The 21128-nt window shown below is 71.9% G+C and carries 24 protein-coding genes; 12 read left to right on the forward strand and 12 right to left on the reverse strand.

Annotated features, from left to right (window positions below; genetic code table 11):
- Window positions 1-126 precede the first annotated feature (126 nt).
- The 4 genes from ACFQW6_RS15510 (at window position 127) to ACFQW6_RS15525 (ending at window position 2418) form a co-directional block, all read left to right on the forward strand.
- Window positions 127-459 carry a hypothetical protein gene (locus ACFQW6_RS15510; RefSeq protein ID WP_378547013.1) on the forward strand — a complete coding sequence of 111 codons (333 nt, stop codon included), beginning with the start codon at window positions 127-129 and terminating at the stop codon, window positions 457-459.
- Window positions 460-816: 357 nt separating this feature from the next.
- Window positions 817-1482 (forward strand): AIM24 family protein, encoded by a 666-nt coding sequence (locus ACFQW6_RS15515; protein ID WP_378547016.1) that lies wholly within the window; start codon window positions 817-819, stop codon window positions 1480-1482.
- Between the two features lie 67 nt (window positions 1483-1549).
- A complete protein-coding gene (locus ACFQW6_RS15520; protein ID WP_378547019.1) occupies window positions 1550-1699 on the forward strand; it encodes a hypothetical protein in 150 nt (49 codons plus the stop codon).
- A gap of 116 nt (window positions 1700-1815) precedes the next feature.
- Window positions 1816-2418: a hypothetical protein gene (locus ACFQW6_RS15525; protein ID WP_378547022.1), complete on the forward strand. Its 603-nt coding sequence runs from the start codon at window positions 1816-1818 to the stop codon at window positions 2416-2418.
- Between the two features lie 62 nt (window positions 2419-2480).
- Here ACFQW6_RS15525 and ACFQW6_RS15530 read toward each other — a convergent pair whose 3' ends face one another.
- Window positions 2481-3104: a response regulator gene (locus ACFQW6_RS15530; protein ID WP_378547025.1), complete on the reverse strand. Its 624-nt coding sequence runs from the start codon at window positions 3102-3104 to the stop codon at window positions 2481-2483.
- Window positions 3101-4318 (reverse strand): sensor histidine kinase, encoded by a 1218-nt coding sequence (locus ACFQW6_RS15535; RefSeq protein ID WP_378547028.1) that lies wholly within the window; start codon window positions 4316-4318, stop codon window positions 3101-3103. Before ACFQW6_RS15535 ends, ACFQW6_RS15530 begins: the two co-directional genes overlap by 4 nt.
- Before the next feature lie 141 nt (window positions 4319-4459).
- Between ACFQW6_RS15535 and ACFQW6_RS15540 the strand changes: the two genes are divergently transcribed.
- Both ACFQW6_RS15540 and ACFQW6_RS15545 read left to right on the forward strand, forming a co-directional pair.
- A complete protein-coding gene (locus ACFQW6_RS15540) occupies window positions 4460-5434 on the forward strand; it encodes an SMP-30/gluconolactonase/LRE family protein (protein ID WP_378547031.1) in 975 nt (324 codons plus the stop codon).
- Window positions 5431-6735, forward strand: coding sequence for an ankyrin repeat domain-containing protein (locus ACFQW6_RS15545; RefSeq protein ID WP_378547034.1), 1305 nt, complete (start codon window positions 5431-5433; stop codon window positions 6733-6735). The genes ACFQW6_RS15540 and ACFQW6_RS15545 overlap by 4 nt, the downstream gene beginning before the upstream one ends.
- Window positions 6736-6759: 24 nt before the next feature.
- Here ACFQW6_RS15545 and ACFQW6_RS15550 read toward each other — a convergent pair whose 3' ends face one another.
- The 5 genes from ACFQW6_RS15550 to ACFQW6_RS15570 all read right to left on the reverse strand — a co-directional run bounded on the left by ACFQW6_RS15550 (window position 6760) and on the right by ACFQW6_RS15570 (window position 9830).
- Window positions 6760-7056, reverse strand: coding sequence for a hypothetical protein (locus tag ACFQW6_RS15550; RefSeq protein WP_378547037.1), 297 nt, complete (start codon window positions 7054-7056; stop codon window positions 6760-6762).
- Between the two features lie 88 nt (window positions 7057-7144).
- Window positions 7145-8029 carry a homocysteine S-methyltransferase family protein gene (locus ACFQW6_RS15555; RefSeq protein ID WP_378547040.1) on the reverse strand — a complete coding sequence of 295 codons (885 nt, stop codon included), beginning with the start codon at window positions 8027-8029 and terminating at the stop codon, window positions 7145-7147.
- Entirely contained in the window at window positions 8026-8319 is a 294-nt protein-coding gene (locus ACFQW6_RS15560) for a virulence factor (protein WP_378547043.1), read from the reverse strand. The genes ACFQW6_RS15555 and ACFQW6_RS15560 overlap by 4 nt, the downstream gene beginning before the upstream one ends.
- A 145-nt stretch (window positions 8320-8464) precedes the next feature.
- Window positions 8465-9301 (reverse strand): hypothetical protein, encoded by an 837-nt coding sequence (locus tag ACFQW6_RS15565; protein WP_378547046.1) that lies wholly within the window; start codon window positions 9299-9301, stop codon window positions 8465-8467.
- Window positions 9294-9830: a sigma-70 family RNA polymerase sigma factor gene (locus ACFQW6_RS15570; RefSeq protein ID WP_378547048.1), complete on the reverse strand. Its 537-nt coding sequence runs from the start codon at window positions 9828-9830 to the stop codon at window positions 9294-9296. Before ACFQW6_RS15570 ends, ACFQW6_RS15565 begins: the two co-directional genes overlap by 8 nt.
- A 233-nt stretch (window positions 9831-10063) precedes the next feature.
- On the opposite strand from ACFQW6_RS15570, the gene ACFQW6_RS15575 reads away from it, so the two are divergent.
- The 3 genes from ACFQW6_RS15575 (at window position 10064) to ACFQW6_RS15585 (ending at window position 12911) form a co-directional block, all read left to right on the forward strand.
- The gene (locus tag ACFQW6_RS15575) at window positions 10064-10648 is read left to right on the forward strand and encodes a hypothetical protein (protein WP_378547051.1); all 585 of its coding nucleotides are present in this window, start codon (window positions 10064-10066) and stop codon (window positions 10646-10648) included.
- Between the two features lie 117 nt (window positions 10649-10765).
- Window positions 10766-11818: an aldose epimerase family protein gene (locus ACFQW6_RS15580; RefSeq protein WP_378547054.1), complete on the forward strand. Its 1053-nt coding sequence runs from the start codon at window positions 10766-10768 to the stop codon at window positions 11816-11818.
- Between the two features lie 70 nt (window positions 11819-11888).
- Entirely contained in the window at window positions 11889-12911 is a 1023-nt protein-coding gene (locus ACFQW6_RS15585; protein WP_378547057.1) for an NADPH:quinone reductase, read from the forward strand.
- On the opposite strand, the gene ACFQW6_RS15590 is transcribed toward ACFQW6_RS15585, so the two are convergent.
- Window positions 12898-14058: an MFS transporter gene (locus ACFQW6_RS15590; RefSeq protein ID WP_378547060.1), complete on the reverse strand. Its 1161-nt coding sequence runs from the start codon at window positions 14056-14058 to the stop codon at window positions 12898-12900. The genes ACFQW6_RS15585 and ACFQW6_RS15590 overlap by 14 nt on opposite strands.
- Before the next feature lie 38 nt (window positions 14059-14096).
- Between ACFQW6_RS15590 and ACFQW6_RS15595 the strand changes: the two genes are divergently transcribed.
- Window positions 14097-14666: a TetR/AcrR family transcriptional regulator gene (locus tag ACFQW6_RS15595; RefSeq protein WP_378547063.1), complete on the forward strand. Its 570-nt coding sequence runs from the start codon at window positions 14097-14099 to the stop codon at window positions 14664-14666.
- Between the two features lie 11 nt (window positions 14667-14677).
- Here ACFQW6_RS15595 and ACFQW6_RS15600 read toward each other — a convergent pair whose 3' ends face one another.
- Both ACFQW6_RS15600 and ACFQW6_RS15605 read right to left on the reverse strand, forming a co-directional pair.
- Window positions 14678-15259: an exonuclease domain-containing protein gene (locus tag ACFQW6_RS15600; protein WP_378547066.1), complete on the reverse strand. Its 582-nt coding sequence runs from the start codon at window positions 15257-15259 to the stop codon at window positions 14678-14680.
- Between the two features lie 116 nt (window positions 15260-15375).
- A complete protein-coding gene (locus ACFQW6_RS15605; RefSeq protein WP_378547069.1) occupies window positions 15376-17229 on the reverse strand; it encodes a DUF294 nucleotidyltransferase-like domain-containing protein in 1854 nt (617 codons plus the stop codon).
- 118 nt (window positions 17230-17347) lie between these two features.
- Here ACFQW6_RS15605 and ACFQW6_RS15610 point away from each other — a divergent pair, with 118 nt between their 5' ends.
- Together ACFQW6_RS15610 and ACFQW6_RS15615 are read left to right on the forward strand one after the other, a co-directional pair.
- Window positions 17348-19552, forward strand: coding sequence for a carbon starvation CstA family protein (locus ACFQW6_RS15610; RefSeq protein ID WP_378547072.1), 2205 nt, complete (start codon window positions 17348-17350; stop codon window positions 19550-19552).
- Window positions 19549-19737: a CstA-like transporter-associated (seleno)protein gene (locus ACFQW6_RS15615; RefSeq protein WP_378547075.1), complete on the forward strand. Its 189-nt coding sequence runs from the start codon at window positions 19549-19551 to the stop codon at window positions 19735-19737. Before ACFQW6_RS15610 ends, ACFQW6_RS15615 begins: the two co-directional genes overlap by 4 nt.
- A 9-nt stretch (window positions 19738-19746) precedes the next feature.
- Here the strand turns inward: ACFQW6_RS15615 and ppk2 are convergent, their stop codons facing one another.
- Complete coding sequence (ppk2, locus tag ACFQW6_RS15620; protein WP_378547078.1) at window positions 19747-20553, reverse strand: polyphosphate kinase 2; 807 nt, start codon at window positions 20551-20553, stop codon at window positions 19747-19749.
- A 53-nt stretch (window positions 20554-20606) separates the two neighbouring features.
- Window positions 20607-21050, reverse strand: coding sequence for an SRPBCC family protein (locus ACFQW6_RS15625; protein WP_378547081.1), 444 nt, complete (start codon window positions 21048-21050; stop codon window positions 20607-20609).
- Window positions 21051-21128: the final 78 nt, after the last annotated feature.

Here is a 21128-nt window from a genome sequence, read left to right on the forward strand (position 1 = left end):
CCGCTCATCTTCGGAGGCTTCACCATGAAAAAGCCCCACGTCATCGCAGCTGTCCCTGTTGTCATGGCTGCGCTAGTAGTCACTGCCTCACCAGCACAGGCGGGGACCCGGGTCCCGGTCGTGCTCGTGGACGACCAGGTGTTCGGCTCGGAGACCTCGACCTTCACCAGCGACATTCCTGGGTGCCCAACCGGCACGTCCACAACGATCCGGGGAATGGTTCAGGACCGCGCCGGAGTGTTCCGTGGCACTCGCGTGTTCACCTGTGACAGCGGTGCCGCGTCGTTCACCGTGAACCTGTCGGCGCGATTCGGCGAGGGCGGTTCGGTCGGGACCTGGTCCGTCATCGGGTCCACCGGGGTGTTGAGCGACGTCCATGGTGCCGGCACCTTGGTCGGCACCCCGTTGCCCGGCGGGATCCGGGACACCTACTCCGGCACCGTGACAGTGACCGGCTGACAACGGCACGACCTACGCGACCGCAGGCGTCTTTCCCGGGGGACCGCGAGCGACGGCGTCCGGGAGCGTGCAGGTTGCTTGACGTGCGCGTACCTCAAGGCATCCGCCAACCGACGCGAGCGGCGCCGCCGCAAGCACGTCCTCGCGGCAGCCCTCGACCTGTGCACCGACCTGGCAACGGAGCGAGCACGGCCGACGTCGTCGCGTCCCGCGCCGCAGTGGAACGGGTGCGCGGCGGAGCGGAGCCCTCGTCCGAGGTGACGACCACGCCCGCATGACTTGCCGGTCAGCGAGCCGCAGCTCGCAGGTCATAGCCTTCGACACACAGAGGCCCACCACAGCTCAGAGGAGAGACCCATGCGCAGCGAACTGTTCGGCACGAACCTCGAGTCCTCCGGCACCGATCGGTTCGCGTTGCAGAACCCGAAGATGCTCCGGGTCGCGCTCGACGGGGAGGTGATGGGGCGACAGGGTGCGATGGTCGCCTACCAGGGCGAGGTCGACTTCGCCTACCAGGGCGCGGGCGGCATGGGGAAGTTCCTGAAGAAGACGTTCACCGGCGAAGGCATGCCGTTGATGAAGGTCACGGGACGCGGTGACGTCTTCTTCGCCGACGACGCGATGGAGATCCACCTCATCAACCTCGAGAACGACGCCCTGACCGTCAACGGCAGCAACGTGCTGGCGTTCGACTCGACCCTCGCGTGGGACATCAAGAAGGTCGAGGGGGCCTCGATGATGGCCGGCGGCGTCTTCAACACCACGTTCACCGGCACGGGCACCGTCGCCATCACCTCGCACGGAACTCCGGTCGTCCTCGACGTCGACGCGCCGACGTACGCCGACATCCAGGCAGCGATCGCCTGGTCGTCGTCGCTCACCACGACGGTACGACGCACCGCCGGCGCCGGCGCGATCATCGGTCGTGGCTCAGGTGAGGCCTTTCAGCTCGGTTTCAGTGGGCAGGGCTTCGTCGTCGTCCAGGCCAGCGAAGGCCGAGTGGTGGCCCCGCACAGCCACTGATGGTGTGCGAGGCCAACCCGCACACCTCCCACGACACCACCAACACGTCACTTGACGAGAGGCACGCGTGATCATCAGTCCCGGCAAGCACCGACCCCAGGGCCCGTGGGACCCCAATGAGAAGAAGAAGTACCTCGACACCTCGGAAGCATGGCTCTGGTTGCCGCTGCTGGCGTTGGTCGGTGCTGTTGTCGCCGCCGTGTACTTCCTCGGCTGAGCGAGCACCAGCCCTCCGGTCCGCAGGCCACGGGGTCATGTGCGTCCCGGTAGAGGCGTGGCGCGAGCAGTCCCGGCCTCATCGCGGCAGGTCACACGCCGTCGTACTCTCACGAGATGACGCGGGGGGCGGTGGTGGCGATGGTGTGTGTGCTGCTGGCTGGCTGCGGCGCAGACGACGGCCAGGTTCCTGGCGATGAGCCGATCACGCCCGCGGCGATCGCTGCCATCGTGCAGGAGCACGTCGACCTGGAGCCAAGGCGCATCGCGGAGTCGATGGTCCTTGCCCCCGAGCTCGGGGAACGGTCCACGGCCGCGTGGCTCGAGTATGGCGACGACGTGTCCCTCACGGTCGTCGTAGCGCCCACCAGCAATGGCCCGCTGGTCTGCGCCGAGCCGTCCTTCTTCGATGAGTGTGTCGACGACTCCATCGACGGCCACGAGGTGACGATCGCGTGGCAACAGCTCGAACCTGAAGAGGACCCTGGGGTCGTCTACGTCATCGACCGTCGTGAGGGCGAGGACGCCCTGGTCAAGGTGAGCGGCGCCTCCATCACCGACGATCCGCGCGACCTCGACCTCGGCGTGCCGCTGGCTGACCTCGCCGCTCTCGTGGTCGATCCGCGACTGAGTCTCACGACGTCCCAGACCGTTGTCGAGCAGGGCGCAAGCGTCGACATCGAACAGGGTGGACCGTATGAGACGCCTGCGCCGCGCTGACCATGCCTCGATCGCACCTGCGACGGCAGACCCACGCACTCGTCTCGGCAGCATTCCTGCGGTCACTGGCGGATGATGCGGCGCTCGATGGCTGCAGCCACGGCTCCGGCGCGGGTGTCGACGCCGAGCTTGGTGTACACGTGCGACAGGTGCGACTTCACCGTGGCTTCCGAGACGAAGAGCTCGCGCGCGATCTCGCGGTTCCCCAGCCCGCGCGAGAGCAGCTCCAGCACCTCGACCTCACGCTCGGTGATCGTCGAGGCGCCGGTCGTGCGGCGGACGAGGGTAGCGGCGACCGAGGGGGCGAGCACCGTCTCTCCACGTGCGGTGGCGCGGATGCCGGTGAAGAGCTCGTCGGGGGGCGCGTCCTTGAGCAGGTAGCCCCGGGCGCCGGCGTCCAGCGCCCGCAGGACGTCAGCCTCCGTGTCGTAGGTCGTGAGCACGAGCACTTCCGGCGGATCGGCCATCGCGCGCAGCGCGGCGGTCGTCTCGGCGCCGCCCTTGTCGCCCGCACCGAGGCTGAGGTCCATCAGGACCACGTCCGGCCGCTCCACCGCAGCACCGGCCAGGGCCGTGTCGAAACCGTCGGCCTCCGCCACCACGGTGAGGTCCTCCTGGCCGTCGACCAGGGCGCGCAGCCCCGCGCGCACGACGGGGTGGTCGTCGACGATGAGGACGCGGATCACGACTCGTCCCTGCCGGTGCCGAGGGGGAGGTGCACGGACACCGTGGTGCCCTCACCCGGGGTGCTCTCGACGTACGCGCGACCGCCGAGGGCCGCGGCGCGCTCCCGGATGCCGACGAGGCCCCGGCCGCGGACACCGCCGGGACGGACGCGCGACGGGTCGAAGCCGCGACCGTCGTCGCGCACGTCGAGCACCACCTCGTCGGAGTGGTAGGTCACGGTGAGCACCACCCGTCGAGCGGACGCGTGCTCGCGGACGTTGGCGAGGGCACCGCGGGCGGTGCGCACCAGAGCGGCAGCGACGTCGGCGGGCACGGCGACGGGTTCGCCGTCGACGCGCACCTCGACCGGCATGTCCGGTCCTGACTGGGCGACCGCCCGCTCGAGCACCGCCGCCAGCGCGCCCGCATCGGCGGTCTCGAGGTCAGTCGGAGCAAGGTCGCGCACCACGCGCCGCACGTCGTCCAGCCCTTCCCGCGCCGTCGATGCCGCGGTCCTGACCAGCTTCCTGGCCGCGTCGGGCCGGTCGTCCCAGTCCTGCTCGGCGGCCTGCAGCAGGAGGTTGATGCTCGACAGCCCCTGGCCGACCGAGTCGTGGATCTCCCGGGAGAGGCGGGTGCGCTCGGCGAGCGCGCCGGTGCGGTGCTGCTGCTCCGCGAGCTCCTCCTGGGCGTCGACGAGCTGGTCGACGAGGTCCTGGCGAGCCCGGGACTCCACGTCGAGCGCCCGGTAGGCCAGCACGGTCACCAGGGCGATGCCGATCGGACCGGCGACCTGGACCGGATCGAGGCCGTCACGGATCCGTTGCCACGACGCCGTCAGCAGCAGCGTCATGGCGACGACGGTCCCGACCGCCCAGGCGAACGGCAGGACGCGCAGCACCGCGAAGGCCACCGGGACCGCGCACCACGCGAAGGACGGCGCGACCGCGGTCAGCGCTCCCCAGAGCACCACCATGCCGACGACCCAGACGGTCGGCCACCAGGACCGACCGGGCAGCAGGCCGCGGGCGGCGTACGCCGCGCCGAGGACCACCGCCCCCAGCAGGACCGCGGCGCCGGCGGCGTCGAGGCCGTGCCGGTCGAGGTAGCGCACGGCGCAGGCGACCAGCAGGACCAGCAGGACGACCAGCAGCCAGCGGTCGAGCCGCTCGGCGGGCGCCAGGATTCCCCGCACGCCTTCGGGCGTCCGACGGAGGGATGCGGTCGCGGCCATGGTCGAGCCAGCCTAGGCAAGACGGGCCGATGCCGAATCAACCGATCAGCTATCGGGCGAGGGCCGACTGCCGGACGCGGACCGGCCGTCCCGGCCCGCACAGTGGTGGAACCACCCACACCGACCCCCAGGAGGCACCTCGTGCCGCACACTCGTCGCACGCTCCCCGCCCTGTTCCTCACGGTCGCCCTCGGTGCCGCAGCCGCCGTGGTGGCGCCGGTCGCCGCCACGGCGGACGCGCGCCCCACGTCGTACGCGCTCGCCGGCGACGCGGCCAGCCCGGTCGGCTCGAAGTTCGAGGGCATCGGCGTCGACGAGAGGCGCGGGCTCTTCTACGTCAGCGAGGTGACGGGCGGCGAGATCCACCGCGGTTCGGCGCACTCCTCCCAGACCGCGGAGTGGCTGGCCGGCGACGGCGCCGACGGCCGGTACACCGCGCGCGGCATCACCGTTGACGACGAGGGCCGCGTCTATGTCGCCGGCGGTCCCAACGGGCTCGGCACCGGTCGCCCGGACCTGTGGGTGTACGACGCCTCGGGCAGGCTGCTGGCAGCCCTGCGCGCCCCCGGGCAGGACGTCTTCCTCAACGACGTGGCCATCGGCGCCGACGGAGCGGCGTACTTCACGAACTCGAACGACGCTCACGTCTTCCGCGTGGCCGACGACGGCGCCGGCTGGCAGGCCGAGCTGTGGGCCGACGCCACCGACCGGATCGAGCGCCGCCCCGGCTTCAACCTCGGCGGCATCGTCCTGACCGCCGACCGCAGCGCCCTCGTCGTCGCCCAGGGCAACACCGGTCAGCTCTGGCGGTTCGCCGCCGCCACCGGCGACGTCACCGGGGTGGAGACCGGCGGCGCCGACCTGGTCGACGCCGACGGCCTGGTCCGCCAGGGGAACCGGCTCACCGTGGTGCGCAACTTCAGCAGGATGGTCGCCAGGCTGCGACTGGCCGCCGACGGCACCCGCGCCGTCCTCCTGCAGCAGGAGGCGAGCGCCGCCGACCGCGTGCTCACCACCGCGAAGGCGCTGCGCGGCCGCATCCTCTACGTCGACAGCAAGTTCGACGAGCCCGTCGCCAGCGGGCCCTACGACGTGATCACCGACCCGGCTCGATGACCCGCACCGTCACTCGTCTCGCCGCCGTCCTGCCGCTCGCGCTCGTGCTGGGCGCGTGCGGCGGAGGCGGATCGAGCTCGGTTCCCGACCCTCGTCGGGTCGCCGACCACGGCACCACCGCGCCCGGGACGGGTAGGACCTCCGTGCCCGACGACACCACGCCCAGACCCACCCCCAGCCCCCGCCCAGGCCCCGATGAGCAGGCGGCTCTCGACGAAAGACTCAGAGCCAGGGCGTGGGCCGACGACGTCGCCCACGCCCGGCGTCTGATCGCCCGGGGCGCCGACGTCAACGCCAAGGACGCGACCCAGCAGTCGGCCTACCTCGTCGCCACCAGCGAGGGGCACCTCGAGCTGCTGCGGCTGACCCTGCGCAACGGCGCCCGCGTCGACGACAAGGACAGCTGGAACGGCACCGGCCTCATCCGCGCCGCCGAGCGTGGCCACGCCGACGTCGTCGGCGAGCTCCTCCGGGCCGGCATCGACCGCAACCACGTCAACCGGATCGGCTACCAGGCGATCCACGAGGCCGTCTGGCTCGGTGCCGACGGCCCGTCGTACGCCACCACTGTCCGCGTCCTCGCCGCCGGTGGCGTGGAGCTCGAGCGGCGCTCACCGACCGCCGGCCTCACCCCGCTCGAGATGGCCCGAGCGCGCGGGTTCGACCAGCTGGAGAGGATCCTGTCCACCGTGACGACTGCCGAGCGACCCGCTGATCCCGACGCAGCCCTCCTGGCCGCGGCCAGTGCCGGGGACGCCGATGCCGTCGCGGTCGCCCTGCGCGCCGGTGCGGACATCGAGGCGCGTGACGCGCACGACCGCACCGCGCTGCTGCTCGCCGCGACCCACGACCACGTCGAGGTGGCCGCGCTGCTCGTGGCGACGGGCGCCGACCCGGACGCGTTCGACGACCGCCACGACACGCCCTGGCTCGTCACCGGGGTCACCGGCAGCGTCGCGATGCTCGAGGCACTGCTTCCCGCCGACCCCGACCTCACCATCCGCAACCGCTTCGGAGGCCTCTCCCCGATCCCGGCCAGCGAGCGGGGGCACGTGGCGTACGTCCGCCGCGTCGTGGACACCGACGTCGACCTCGACCACGTCAACGACCTCGGGTGGACCGCCCTCCTCGAGGCCGTCATCCTCGGCGACGGAGGCAGGGACCACCAGGAGATCGTGCGGATCCTCCTCGACGCGGGCGTCGACCCCACCATCGCGGACCATGACGGCGTGACGCCGCTGCAGCACGCCGAACGGCGACGGTTCGACGAGATCGCGGCGCTGCTGCGAGACGCCCGCTGACGGGCATGTGCGGTGGCGCGGGCTCTACGGCAGGTCGCGCGGCTCGATCCGGCGCCGTCCGAGGTGGAAGCCCACGCCCCCGGCCATGACCATCAGTCCGAGGGCCACGACAGCGGAGCCCGCCACCTGCCATCGCGACACGACCAGTGCTGACCCGTTGCTGACGGGGCCCCTCCAGCTCATGTCCCCCTCGGGGTTGTGACTCGGCGGTGTGTAGGCGAACCATCCGAAGTCGTCCGGCCCCGTCCGGGCCGACAGCGCGACCGCGACGCCGCCGCACACCAGCACGAGTCCCGCGACCCACCACAGATGACGAAGCACGCGGTGAGTATCGCTGAGTCGCGGCGGGTCTTGGGGCATGCACGTCGCCATCGGTGCAGGCAAGCACTCCTGATGGTGGAACAGAGGCTCAGGCTGGGATCAACGTGGCGCTCATGGCGGCGATGTGCTCCGGCGTCGAGCCGCAACAGCCGCCGACCAGGTCGATCCCGAGCTCCGCCAGCCGGGTGGCGTGCGCAGCCATGTCGCCGGCGGTGGCGTCGTACTCGAAGTGGTCACCCACCACCTGCGGAAGGCCGGCGTTGGACTGGGCGACCAGGAGGACGTCGTCGGTGCGGGCCTGCGCCATCTCCGCGGCGATGATCTCCATCTCCGCGGGACCGCGACCGCAGTTCGCCCCCGCGGCGTCGGCACCCGCTGCGGCAAGGTGCGCCACAGCGTCGCCCGGGCGGACGCCCATCATGGTGCGCAGGTTGGTGTCGAAGCTCATCGTCACGGCCACCGGAAGGCCGGGCGCGACCTCCCGCGCCGCGGCGAGGGCCGCGTCGGCCTCACCGAGGTCGCTCAGCGTCTCGACCAGCACCAGGTCGATCCCGCCCTCGACCAGGGCGGTGAGCTGCTCGGCGAACAGCGCCTGGGCCTCCTCGCGGGTCAGGGTCCCGAGCGGCGCCAGCAGCTCGCCAGTCGGGCCGAGGTCGCCGGCGACGAGCAGTCCGCGCTCGTCCGCCACCGATCGTGCCAGCCGCGCCGCCGTCCGGTTCACCTCGCCGACGCGGTCGCCGAGCCCGTGCAGGTCCAGACGCGGCCGGGTGCCCCCGAAGGTGTTGGTCGTCAGCAGCCGTGCCCCCGCCGAGGCGTAGGCCGTGTGCGCCGCGCGCACCGCATCGGGGTTCTCGAGGTTCCAGAGCTCTCCGGGTACGCCGTCCTCGAGGCCGCTGTCCTGGAGCAGCGTCCCCATGCCGCCGTCGAGCAGGACCGGACCGTCCGTGCGTAGCAGCGCCCTGAGCCGATTCATCGGCCCAGCTCGTCGAGGTAAGCGGCGATCCTGTCGGCCGGCCACTCCGCGTCGAGCTCGGCGGCGACTCGTTCGAGCACCTCGCTCGGCGTGCCGTCGGCCTCGGTCCAGGGAGACCGTTCCCAGCCCGCCAGGTAGTCGTCGGCCCCGGTGTCACCGAGCCGCATCGCGGCCTCGTCGATCGCCTCCTGGAACCGCGGGGCGAGCTCCGACTTCACCGTCTCGTCGTCCGCACGGACCACGAGCATCGACGGAAGGTCGCGCCACCGGGTCACCTGGTACTCCGCCATGCGTCGCAGCCTAGTTCCGGCTCCGGCGTCTCGACGGGACGTCCGGTGAGTGAGCGCAACCTCGTGGGTCCGTTCCTGAGGGTGTCGTGGCGGCACCCCGAGTCGGGGAGCATCGAACCCTGTACCGCCACATCGGCCGTGAGCCCTACTCCCGCCAGGGCAGCTGCCGAGGATGCAGCTCGATCGAGTCCGCCATGGTGAGCAGGTCCCGGACGACAGATGCCGGTGCGTCCCGCGTCCATCCGGCCACGACGAGCAGGGGCTCACCGTCGACGTCGATCAGCCAGATGTCGTAGGTGCCGCCGAGCCCGAGGTTGCCGATCGGTCCTCTGGCGTTGTGGAAGGTCTCGAGGGCACAGTCGGGCCCGGGGCGAGTCTCCTTCAGCCCTAGATGGAACGCGGCATGGCCGAGGCGGGCAGCGGGCGCGGGGCCGTACGTCACGTCGAGTCGGGGCAACGTCGTGAGGTGCGGCAGCAGCTCCGTCACCCCGGCGCCCATCAGGTTGAGCATGTCGCAGTTGGGTGCAGCGAGCCAGCCCACCTGGGTGACCAGCAGTCCCGCGTACCACCGAGAGCGCTCCAAGGCGTGGGTGTTGTCCGCGCCCACCGACCCGATGCCCTCGAACTTCTCCGGCCCGTACGACGCGTTCCAGCGATCCGGGACCCGCACCCGCGCCGCCGGGAGGGCGATGTCGGCGTACGGCGTGAGCTCGTAGGTGCCCGCCTCCACGGTGACCATCTCGGGCCCGGGGTACGGCCTGCCGGGGGTGTGCGTGTTCTCGGCCGGCTGCGGTTCGCCGTGGTCGCGACCCGTCGCGACCAGAAGACCCGTCACCAGCAGCGCGCAGGCCGCCACGGCACTCACGCCAGCGTGCCTCCGGTGCCGTCGGGCACGGCCGGCTGCCTGGATCGGCTCGAGCTCCGGCACCACGACGCCCCGCTCCGCGTCCTCCCGGAACGCATCCAGCAGTCGTTCAGACATGGTCGACCACTTCCTCGACATGGGCGAGGCTGATCGCGAGCGCCTCGCGTCCCCGGCTCAGCCGCGACTTGACCGTGCCCTCCGGAACGCCCAGCTCTGCGGCGATGGCACAGACCGGTAGGTCGGCCAGGTAGTACAGCGCGACCGCCTGGCGTTGCTGCTCCGGCAAGCCGCGCAGGGCGTTGATGATCTCGACGTGCTCCTCCATCGCGGCCGGGTCACGCGGGCGGAGCATCCGGTTGTGCGCCCGGCGACCGTTGCGCCTCTTGCGCCACCTGCTGCGGTGCGCGTTGACCGCCGTGGTGCGCAGCCACGCCTCCTTGTTGTCGACTCGCAGGAAGCGTCGACCGCTCGCGACCGCCCTCACGAACGCCTCCTGCACCAGGTCCTCGGCCTCGTCGTAGTCGCCGGTGATGGCGTAGAGCTGGACGACCAGCTTGCGGTAGCTGCCGTCGAAGACGTCCCGCACGGTGACGTCGCCATCTCCAGGATCCGGCATCCGCCCGAAGGTGACGGAGTCCTCGTCCATGCCGGCCTCCTGGAGGGGATACCTGAGACGACTCCCGAGGGGCCTCGTGCGTTCCGCAAAGGCCCGGTCCCTCTGCTCATGGTGCGCTCCTGGCCGTGCCTGGCGCGGCCTGGACTAGTCAGCCGACCCGTGCGCCGACCTGGTGTTCAGCTGGCGTGGGAGCCCGCGGAACCCGGGGGCCCCATCGGGAGTCGTCATAGGTGTCCCACCCCCGCCTCGGTCAGGAGACTCCGATGAGGACCACCTTGCGCACCACCATGACGCTCACCACCGCTTCGGCCCTGCTCGCCGTGGCGTCCGTCGCCGCTGGCGGCCCTGCCGCCGCCAAACCGATCGACCGCGGAACGTTCCACGAGGACCTCAGCTTCGTCCTGACGGACTTCTGCGGCGTCGCCGGCCTCGACATCGACTTCGACGCATCGATCGACTTCGAGTACACCGTCCGGTCCCAGGGCAGCACGCAGCTGCCGTACTTCTCGCAGTTCGTCATGGGCACCCGTACGTTCACCAACCCGGACAACGGCCGCTATGTCACCGAGTCGTTCCGCGTCATCGAGAAGGACCTGCGGGTCACGGACAACGGCGACGGAACGTTCACCCTTGTCGTACTCGCGACCGGCAACAGCACCACCTACGGGATGGATGGCAAGGCGATCGCGCGCAACCCCGGGCAGGTCCGCGACGAAATCCTGATCGACAACAACGGGACTCCGCAGGATCCCTCCGACGACGAGTTCCTGGCGTTCATCCGCGAGATCAAGGGATCGACCGGCCGCACGGACGACTTCTGCGCTGCCGCCGTGCCGGCCCTCGCGTAGCCGGCAGGCGGCGCACCGACGTCATCCCGGTCATCTCGGTCGGGCCTCCTGCATGCGACCGGTGCAGGCCGTGTGGACACCCGTGTGCGCTTACGCGTGATGCCCGAAGATGGCCCCGTGACCCGGAACCCGATCCACGACCGCGTGTTCGGCCAGATGCCCGACGGACGCGACGTCCGCCTGGTGACGATCGGCGCAGAGCCCGGGCCGGTGGTCGAGGTGCTCACCCTCGGTGCCACGGTCCACCGGCTGGTGGTGGCGGGCGGCGACGGCGAGCGGCGCAACGTCGTGCTCGGCCACCCGGACGTCGAGGAGCGGCTGGCGAGCGGGGACTACATCGGCGGCACCATCGGTCGGTACGCCAACCGCATCGCCGGCGGCCGCTTCACGCTCGACGGCCAGGACCTGGAGGTGCGCACCCACGACCGGGGCAACAGCCTGCACGGCGGGCCCGAGGGGTTCGACGTACGCCTCTGGGACGTCGAGTCGCTCGAGGCGGACGAGGTGGTGTTGTCGCTGATCAGCCCGGACGGCGACCAGGGATTCCCGGGCACCGTGAGGGCGACGGTCCGCTACCGAGTCCAGGGCAACACCGTCCGCGTGGCGATGGAAGCGACGACCGACGCCCCCACCGTGGTCAACCTGACCAACCACGCCTACCTCAACCTCGACGGCGAGGGCGCCGGGACGATCGACGGCCACGAGCTCGTCGTCGAGGCCGACGAGCTCACCCCGGTCGACGGGACCGGCATCCCGACCGGTGGCCACGCCCCGGTCGACGACACCCCGTTCGACTTCCGCACGAAGAAGCCGATCGGTCCCGCGGTGCGCACCGAGCACCCGCAGGTGGTCGACGCACGCGGCATCGACCACAACTTCGTCGTGCGCGGCAGCGGACTGCGCCGGGCCGCGGCGCTCACCTCCCCGAAGACCCGCGCCAGCGTCGAGCTGTGGAGCGACCAGCCGGGTCTGCAGGTCTACACCGGCAACTTCCTCGACGGCACCCGTCGCTCGACCAGCGCTGGCCGCTACCGCCAGGGCGACGGCGTCGCGCTCGAGCCGCAGCTGTTCCCCGACTCGCCCAACCGGCCCGAGTGGCCGTCGGCGACGCTGCGGCCGGGGGAGACGTACGCCGCCCACCTCGAGTGGCGCTTCGGGACGACGACCTGATTCAGGCGGCATAGTCGACGGGGTGCGTGCGTTGAGGCACACCACACGTCCCCGACGAAGGAGAAGCGCGATGCGTGCCGTGGTCTACACCGAGACAGGCGACAGCTCGGTCCTCGAGGTGGTCGAGCGCGAGGCGGCCGACCCGGGCCCCGGTGAGGTCCGGGTGCGGATCGTCCGCGCCGGCGTCAACCCGACCGACTGGAAGTTCCGCGCCGGTGGCATGGGCGAGCTCGCCTTCCCCGAGGTCGTGCCCGGCCAGGACGGTGCCGGTGTCGTCGACGCCGTCGGACCCGAGGTCGACGACCTCGCGGTGGGCGACCGGGTCTGGACGATGCTCGCCCAGCACCAGCGCCCCGGCGGCACCGCGCAGGAGCTCGTCGTGCTCCCCGCCGCACACCTGACCACGCTGCCCGAGGGGGCGTCGTACGACGTGGGCGCCTCGCTCGGAGTCCCGGCGATCACCGCCCACCGTGCCCTGACCACCTCCGAGGACGGGCCTGACCGGCTGGCTCCGGGTGCCCTGTCCGGGCGGACCGTGCTGGTCGCCGGTGGTGCGGGTGCGGTCGGCAACGCGGCCATCCAGCTCGCACGGTGGGCCGGCGCCACCGTCATCGCCACCGTCAGCAGCGACGAGAAGGCGCGGCTCGCGACGGCAGCCGGCGCCCACCACACCGTGAACTACCGCGAGGGCGACACCGTCGAGGCCGTGCGCGACCTGGCGCCCGACGGCGTCGACATCGTCGTCGAGGTCGCGCCCGCGCAGAACCTCGCGCTCGACGTCCGCGTCATCAAGCCGCGCGGGACGATCGCGATCTACGCCAACAACGGCGGCGACGAGGTGACCCTCAGTGTTCGGGAGACCTTCTCGACCAACGCGCGCTTCCAGTGGGTGCTGCTCTACACGGTGGGTCAGGCGGCGCTGCGCGCGGCGGCCGACGACGTCACGGCCGCGGTCGCCGACGGCGCCTACGGGGTCGGCGAGGACCACGGGCTGCCGCTCCACCGCTACCCGCTCGAGCAGACCGCCGAAGCGCACGCGGCGGTCGAGGACGGTGCCGTCGGCAAGGTGCTCATCGACGTCAGCGACGCCTGACCAGCGAGGCGCCCGCGAGGCAGAGGAGGGCGGCGGTGAGGCAGGCGGTGACAGCTCCGATGACGTCGAGCCACGCGTCGAAGCAGACCGCGCCCACCGCCTGCCCCACGGCGAGGGCGACGAAGAGCGACGAGGTCCCTCGACCCGCCGCCTCCGGCCACACCTCCCGCGCCCACAGGATCAGCACGCCCGACAGGCACATGTAGCCGGCGCCGAAGCACGCCATGGCGACGTACGCCGGCCACGCGAGGCCGAGACCGACCGCGCCGCCCAGGATGACGGAGGCGACGGCGACCGCGCCGACCGACCACGCCCAGGCGCGCGCCAACCCGCGGCGCTCGACGAGCCGACCGGTCAGCGGGCCCAGGAACCCGCCCAGCCCGAGGGCGATCCACAGGAACCCGACGCTGCCGTCGTCGACCGGCCCCGGCCCGGTCGCGACGAGCGGGCCGTAGGACCACAGGAGCGCCGAGCCGGCACCGACGACCGCCGCCGCGGCAGCCGGCGTCGCCAGGGGACGCCAGTCGTACGACGTCCCGCTGCCCGACGCGGTCGGTTCGCCGGGCCCACCGCTGCCCCGGACGAGCAGGAGCACGCCCCCGGCGGCGACGGCGTTGAGCGCCGCCATGGTCCACCAGGCGCCGGCGGTGGACGGGACCCCGAAAGCGAGGGCGCCGGCCACGACGACGCCGACCGCCGTCCCGGTGTTGACCAGGGACTGGGCGGTCGCTGCCGCCCGGGGCGGCGTGACGGCGTCGACCAGACGGACCAGGGCGGGGGAGGCGAGGCCAGCGCCCGTGCCGCCCACGAAGACGAGGGCGACGAACCACCCCGCGGACGCGGTCGTCGCGACCCCGACGCAGCCCAGCGCAGCCGTGGTCCCCGCGAGCAGGACGGACCCCCGCGGCCGGCGGTCCGAGACCCGGGCCGCGACTGCCGCGGCGACCGAGTACGAGACGAACTGGGCCGCCGCTGCCCAGCCGACGACCGGCGCCAGCTCCGGGCGCTCGGCCACGAGACGCGGCGCGAAGAGGCCGACGCCGAACCGCGCCATGCCGTACGTCGAGGCGATGAGCAGCGTGCCTGCCACCGCGACGGCGACGCTCCGCACGGAGGAGCGCTGCTCGACGGGTGTCTCGGCGATCATAACGACCGTTCTACCATAACGAACGTTATGCTGCAGGCGTGGCCAGGACCGACACCCGCGAGCGCATCCTCGACACCGCCGAACGGCTCTTCTTCGTCGACGGCATCGGGGTCACCGGCGTCGACCGGGTCGCGTCCGAGGCCGGCGTCGCGATCGCCACGCTGTACCAGCACGTGGGCAGCAAGGACCGGCTGCTGACGGCGGTGCTGGACCGCCGGCTCGCGGCCTGGACGGCCCAGTGGGAGGCCTCGATCGCCGCGGCCGGCTCGCCGCGGGAACGGGTGCTCGCGCTCTTCGACGCGCTGGTGGAGTTCCGCCGCTCGTCGGGCACGACCCAGTGGTGCTGCTTCCTCGCGACCGCGTCCGAGCGCCCGCGCGGCGTCCGCGCGCACGACCCCGTCATGGCCCTCGTCGAGGCGGACACCACCGCTCTGGTGGAGCGGCTCCGCCAGCTCGTCGACGAGGCGGGCATCGCCGATCCCGAGGTGACGGTCGCCCGGCTCCTCGTGGTCTACAACGGGGCGCTGGCCAGCCTGCTGCGTGGCGCGCCGGCCGATCCACTGACCGAGGCGCGGGCCATCGCCGACGCGCTCCTGCCGGCGTCCTGACGGGCGGTGCCCTACTCGGACCGCTTCGGCGCCAGGTCGCGCAGCAGCACCTCGCGCCCCAGCCGCTGCTCCAGCTCGGCGACCTGAGCGAGCAGCAGCTCGGCGGCCGCGACCGCGTCGGTGAGCGCGTGGTGGGACGCGTAGCGGGGCAGCCCGTGGGTGCGGCGCGCCGCGTCGAGCCGCAGCGATCCCTGCACCTCACCGTTGACGTCGGCACGCAGGCGGTGCTCCAGCGCCAGGGTGTCGACGACGGTGAGCGGAGGCCGGGCGCCGTACGCCGACACGGTGGCGGCCCCGACGAACTCCACCTCGATCGGCGCGTGGTGCGCGAGCAGCACCCGGCCGTGCAGGGCCCCCAGCAGCCGCGGCAGCACCTCGGCGAGGGACGCGGCGCCGGCGAGGGCGTCGTCGGTCAGTCCGTGGATCGTCGCCGACGACCCGACGTCCACGCCGTCGGGAGGACGGACCCGGTGCTCGCACGCATCGGCCAGGAGCACCTGCCCGCCCGCAACCGGCACCCAACCGACGGACAGGACGTGGTCGGTGCGGGGGTCGAGGCCGGTGGTCTCGAGGTCGAGCGCGAGGAGCTCCACCTGCGACACCGGTGCGGTGCCGGGTGGCGGGGGTGCTGCCGCGAGGTCCCGCAGCGGACCGGATGGGTAGTGCCCGGGACGGCGCGGACGGCGACGGAGGAAGTGAGGGCGCGTCCTCACTCGAACCCCGGCGGCAGGGTGCTGGACAGGCGGTGCTGCGCGGCCCGCACGATCTCGAAGGCGTCGCGCAGGTGGCGCCGCTGCCGCTGGGTGAGGTCGGCGGGGCGGAGGTTGTTGTCGGGCGTCCGCCCCGCGCGCGCCTGCGCGGCCTGGTGGTGCAGGCGCAGGTAGGACATCAGCTCGAGGGCGTCGGCGAGCTCGGAGGCGGCGTCGTTCTCGATCGTCCCGGCCGCTGCCGCTGCAGCGAGTCGTCGTCGCGTCGACAGGGCCGGCGAGCCGGACCGCAGGGCGTGGATGCGGGCCAGCTGCACGACCGCCGAGATCGGGCGCTTGATGTCGAGGGTGTCGCGGTGATCGCCGTGCCGCTCCAGCACGAGGCCGCGGAAGAAGCCGAGCGGCGGCCGCATCGCGAGCGCCTGCCGCGACAGGTGGCCGAGCAGGCGCGGCGACGCGGTCGTGAGGGAGGCCAGGTGCACCCGCTCGGTGAGGTCCCGGTCGCCGGCGAGGTGGCGCATGTCGTGGAAGACCGCCGTGTGCAGAACGGCGTCGGGCCGGGGCTCGCGCGACCAGTCGGCGAAGTGGGCCCGCCACTGCGGGACCGTCAGCCGCCAGTCGGGGTTGGTGGCCATCACGTCACCCGGGCAGCGCGGCCAGCCGCACTGCTCGAGCGCCGCCGTCACCCGCTCGGCCAGCGCGGCGAACCACGCGTCGCCCGCCTCGTCGGGCTCCGCGCCCAGCACGATCGCGTGGTCCTGGTCGGCCGTGAAGCCCTCCTCGTCGCGGGCGGCCGAGCCGAGCACGATCCAGCTGTACGGCACCGGCGAGGGCCCCAGCTCCTCCTCGACCAGGGCGAGCACGCGGCGTCGTACGGCGTCACCGAGCGCGGTCGCCACCCGGGAGACGTCCGCGGCGCTGACGTCGCGCTCGACGAGCTGCCCGAGGACGGCGCGGATGCCCGGGGGCTCCGCCACGACGCCGGCCAGGGTCGTCTGCCCGCCGATCGCCGCGGCCAGGTAGACGGGGTTGGCGTTCTCCAGCCGCACCAGGTCGGTGGTGGTCACCAGCCCGACCGGCCGGCCGGTCCCGTCGACGACCGGAAGGTGGTGGATGTCGCGGCTCACCATCTCGAGCAGCGCCTCGACGGCGAGCGCCTCGGCGGACAGGGTGACCGGGTCGGGGGTCATCACCGACCGCACCGGGCTGACGGTCGGCAGGTCGGCGGCGAGCACCCGGTTGCGCAGGTCGCGGTCGGTCACGATGCCGACGAGCGCGAGGTGCTCGACGACCAGGACGCAGGAGACGCCGGCCGTCGACATGGCGGCCGCGGCGTCGCGCACCGACGCGGCCGGTGTGGTCGTCACCGGCTCGCGCGTGACCAGGTCGCCCACCCGGGTGCCCAGCGCCGTGCTGCCGGAGGTCGCCCGCTGCAGGTTGCCGATCGCCCGGGACAGCCGGGCGTGGTGGGTGGCGGCGAAGAAGGTCGCGAAGTCCGGGTGCGCCTGCGACAGCTCGCCGTACGCCGTCGGCTCGAGGACGACGAGCAGGGTGTCCTCGACCGCGGTGCACCGGTAGCGGGTGGGCCGGTGCTCCAGGAGCGAGCTCATCCCGAACGCCTCGCCGGCGCCGACCCGGTCGACCAGCTCGGCGGTCTCGTCGCGCACCTCCACGGCACCGGAGCGGACGACGTACAACCCGTCACCGCGGTCGCCCACGTCGAGCACGACGCTGCCGCGCCGGGCGTAGCGGATCGTGCAACGTCGCGGCAGGGCGGCGAGCTCCGAGCCGGGCAGCCGGTCGAACGGCGCGTGGCCGGCCAGGAAGTCGCGGACCTCGGCGAGCTCGACCTCCATGGCCCCATCGTGGCACCGATCGGTGCGGAGGGTCTTGTGGTCAGGCCCCGAGCGGGGTACTCATCAGGGGAGGGCTCGCGGCCCGCCGGGGCGCGCCCGAGCACGAAGGAGTCGCACCATGTCCACCCAGTCGACACACACGCCTCCATCCCCAGCGCCGATGGGCGGCCCCCGCCGCATGGACGCGAAGTCGATCGCCATCTGGGGGACGGTCGCCGTCGTCGGTGCCGTCTGCTGGGCCGTCCTCGCGCTCTCCCGCGGGGAGGAGGTCTCGGCCCTCTGGATCCTCTTCGCGGCCCTGGCCTCCTACGCCATCGCCTACCGCTTCTACGCCCGCTTCATCGCCTACACGGTGCTCGAGGTCGACGACACCCGCGCCACCCCGGCGGAGCGGTACGACAACGGACGTGACTTCGACGTCACCCACCGGCATGTGCTGTTCGGGCACCACTTCGCCGCGATCGCCGGTGCCGGCCCACTGGTGGGTCCGGTGCTCGCCGCCCAGATGGGCTACCTGCCCGGCACGATCTGGATCATCGTCGGCGTCATCTTCGCCGGCGCTGTGCAGGACATGGTGGTGCTCTTCTTCTCGATGCGCCGCGACGGCAAGAGCCTCGGCCAGATGGTGCGCGAGGAGATCGGCGTGGTGGGCGGGATCGCCGCACTGATCGCGGTCTTCGCGATCATGATCATCATCCTGGCCGTGCTCGCACTGGTGGTCGTCAACGCCCTCGCCGAGTCGCCGTGGGGGGTCTTCTCGATCGGCCTGACGATCCCGATCGCCCTGTTCATGGGCTACTACCTGCGGGTGCTGCGCCCCGGCCGCGTCTCGGAGGTCACCGCCATCGGTGTCTCGCTGCTGCTGCTCGCGATCATCGGCGGTGGATACGTCGACCAGATGGGCATCGAGGAGGCGCTGACCCTCTCGAAGGAGCAGCTGACGCTCGCCCTGGTCGTCTACGGCTTCGTCGCCTCGATCCTGCCGGTCTGGATGCTGCTCACGCCGCGCGACTACCTCTCGACGTTCATGAAGATCGGCGTGATCGTCCTGCTGGCCGTCGGGCTGATCCTCGCCGCCCCGGTCCTGCAGCAGGAGGCGGTCACCGACTTCGCCCGCGAGGGAACCGGACCCGTCTTCGCCGGCAAGCTGTTCCCGTTCGTCTTCATCACCATCGCGTGCGGTGCGCTGTCGGGGTTCCACGCCCTCATCGCCTCGGGCACCACGCCCAAGATGGTGGCCAAGGAGAGCCAGGTCCGGATGATCGGCTACGGCGGCATGCTGATGGAGTCGTTCGTCGCCATCAGCGCCCTCATCGCCGCGTCCGTCATCGACCCGGGCCTCTACTTCGCGATGAACAGCCCGGCCGGCGCCACCGGAGGCGACCCGGCCACCGCGGCGGAGTTCATCGCCGGCCTCGGCTTCAGCATCACCCCCGACCAGCTGACCCAGGCGGCCGCGGCGGTGGAGGAGCAGACGCTCATCTCCCGCACGGGCGGCGCACCGACGCTCGCGCTCGGCATGTCCCAGATCTTCACCGAGGCGTTCGGCGGCGGGCTCGCCGCCTTCTGGTACCACTTCGCGATCATGTTCGAGGCGCTCTTCATCCTGACCGCAGTCGACGCCGGCACCCGGGTGGGTCGCTTCATGCTGCAGGACACCGTCGGCAACGTGTGGCCCAGGTACGCCGACCTCTCGTGGAAGCCGGCCTCGTGGTCCGCGAGCGCCGTCGTGGTAGCGCTGTGGGGTTACATGCTGTACGTCGGTGTGACCGACCCCCTGGGCGGCATCAACCAGCTCTTCCCGCTCTTCGGGATCGCCAACCAGCTGCTCGCGGCGATCGCGTTGACGCTCTGCGTGACGTTGCTGATCAAGCACGGCAAGGTCAAGTGGGCGTGGGTCCCGGGGATCGGTCTGGCCTGGGACCTCGTCGTCACCATGACGGCCAGCTATCAGAAGGTCTTCTCCGACAACCCGGCCATCGGCTACTTCACCCAGCGCGAGCGCTACGCCGACGCGCTCGACGCCGGTGAGCTGCTCGCACCCGCGACCACCGTCGACCAGATGGAGCAGGTGGTCTTCAACTCCACCGTCAACGGCACCCTGCAGTCGATCTTCGCGCTCCTGGTGATCGTGGTGGTCGTCAACGCCTTCGTCATCTGGTTCCGTGCGGTGCGCGCGGGCAGCCTGCCGACCACCGAGGTGCCGCGGCAGGAGTCGCACCTGGTCCAGCCCTCCGACTTCTTCGCAACTGCCGAGGAGAAGGAGGCCGTCCGGGAGTGGGAGACCGCAGGGCGTGGCACCGGAGTGGGGAGTCACCGATGAGCGCGGTGCTGGAGATGGCTCGCACGCTGCGCCGGCGCGTCCGTGAGCTCACCGGTGAGGCCAGGTGGGACGACTACGTCGCCGAGTGCGCGGACTTCGGCGAGCAGCCGATGTCCCGGCGCGAGTTCGAACGTCTGCGGGACGACGAGCGCGAGCACCTGCCGGGCGACGGACGCTGCTGCTGAGGTGAGCGCTCAGAACACCTGCGGCACGAAGGTCTGCTCGTGGAGCGGCGGGCGGACGTAGGGGATGTCGCGGATCTCGGGCAGCTCGACGCGCGGCGGCGCCACGTCCTCGTAGTCGAACTGCGAGAGCAGGTGGTTGATGCAGTTGAGCCTCGCCGCGCGCTTGTCGTCGGACGGGACGACGTACCAGGGCGCCTGCTTGATGTCGGTGTACTGGAAGGTCGTGTCCTTGGCCATCGAGTAGCGGACGTAGAGCTCGCGCTCGGCGAGGTCCATGTCGGACAGCTTCCACCGCTTGAGCGGTTCGTCGTTGCGGGCCTCGAAGCGGCGCCGCTGCTCCTCGGCGCTCACGGAGAACCAGTACTTCAGGACCACGATCCCGGAGCGCACGAGCATCCGCTCGAACTCCGGGCAGCTGCGCAGGAACTCCTGGTGCTCCTCCTCGGTGCAGAAGCCCATCACCCACTCGACGTTCGAGCGGTTGTACCAGCTGCGGTCGAGCAGGACCATCTCCCCGCCGGCCGGCAGGTGCTCGACGTAGCGCTGGAAGTACCACTGGGTGCGCTCGCGGTCGGTCGGCCTCGGCAGCGCGGCGATCCGCACGGTGCGCGGGCTGGTGCGCTCGGTGATCCGCTTGATCACGCCGCCCTTGCCGGCCGAGCCGCGGCCCTCGAAGATCACCAGGACCTTGAGCCCCTGCGACTGGATCCAGTACTGCAGCAGCACCAGCTGCTCCTGCAGCCGCTCCATCTCGGCGTCGTAGACCGATCCGCGCAGGCGCCCTGCGGAGGTGTAGCGCTCGTCGTGCTCGGCCATCGCCCCTCCGCTCCTCGTCGGCGTGGTGGCACCGAGACTACGGCGCGGCGAGGTCAGTCGGCCAGACGGTTGAGGACGGTCGTCATGTCGTCCGCGGTGTCGCTGCCGATCTTCTCGAAGACGATCTTCATGACCGGGTCGGCGACCTTGGCGGCGCCCTTGAGCCGGATCTCGGCCTCGTAGGTGATCCGGCTGCCCGGCCCGTCGGGGCTCGGCACGACCGTGATCGTGTCGACGGAGCGTGCGGTGTCGTTGTGGCCGACCAGCGTGATCGTGTCGTCGGTCAGGTGCTGGAGCGTGTAGGTCAGCTCGGTCGTGACACCGGCGATCTTCGAGACGTTGTGCCACGTCGAGCCCACCTGGACGGGACCCGAGTCCTGCCGCGTGCACGACTCCGTGCCGGGGTCCCACTGCTCGGCGTTCCCGAAGTCCTTGAGGTAGTCGATGACGACTGCGGGCTGCGGACGGACGTCGAAGGTGCGGCTGACATTGGTCATACCTTCGACAGTAGGCAGACCTCGCGCAGGGCAGACCGCCCGAAGGGGTGCGCGCCCCACCCTTGTCGGTGCGGGCCG

Origin of the sequence: Nocardioides sp. GCM10028917 (genome assembly GCF_042666175.1) — a bacterium.
Taxonomy (GTDB): Bacteria; Actinomycetota; Actinomycetes; order Propionibacteriales; family Nocardioidaceae; genus Nocardioides.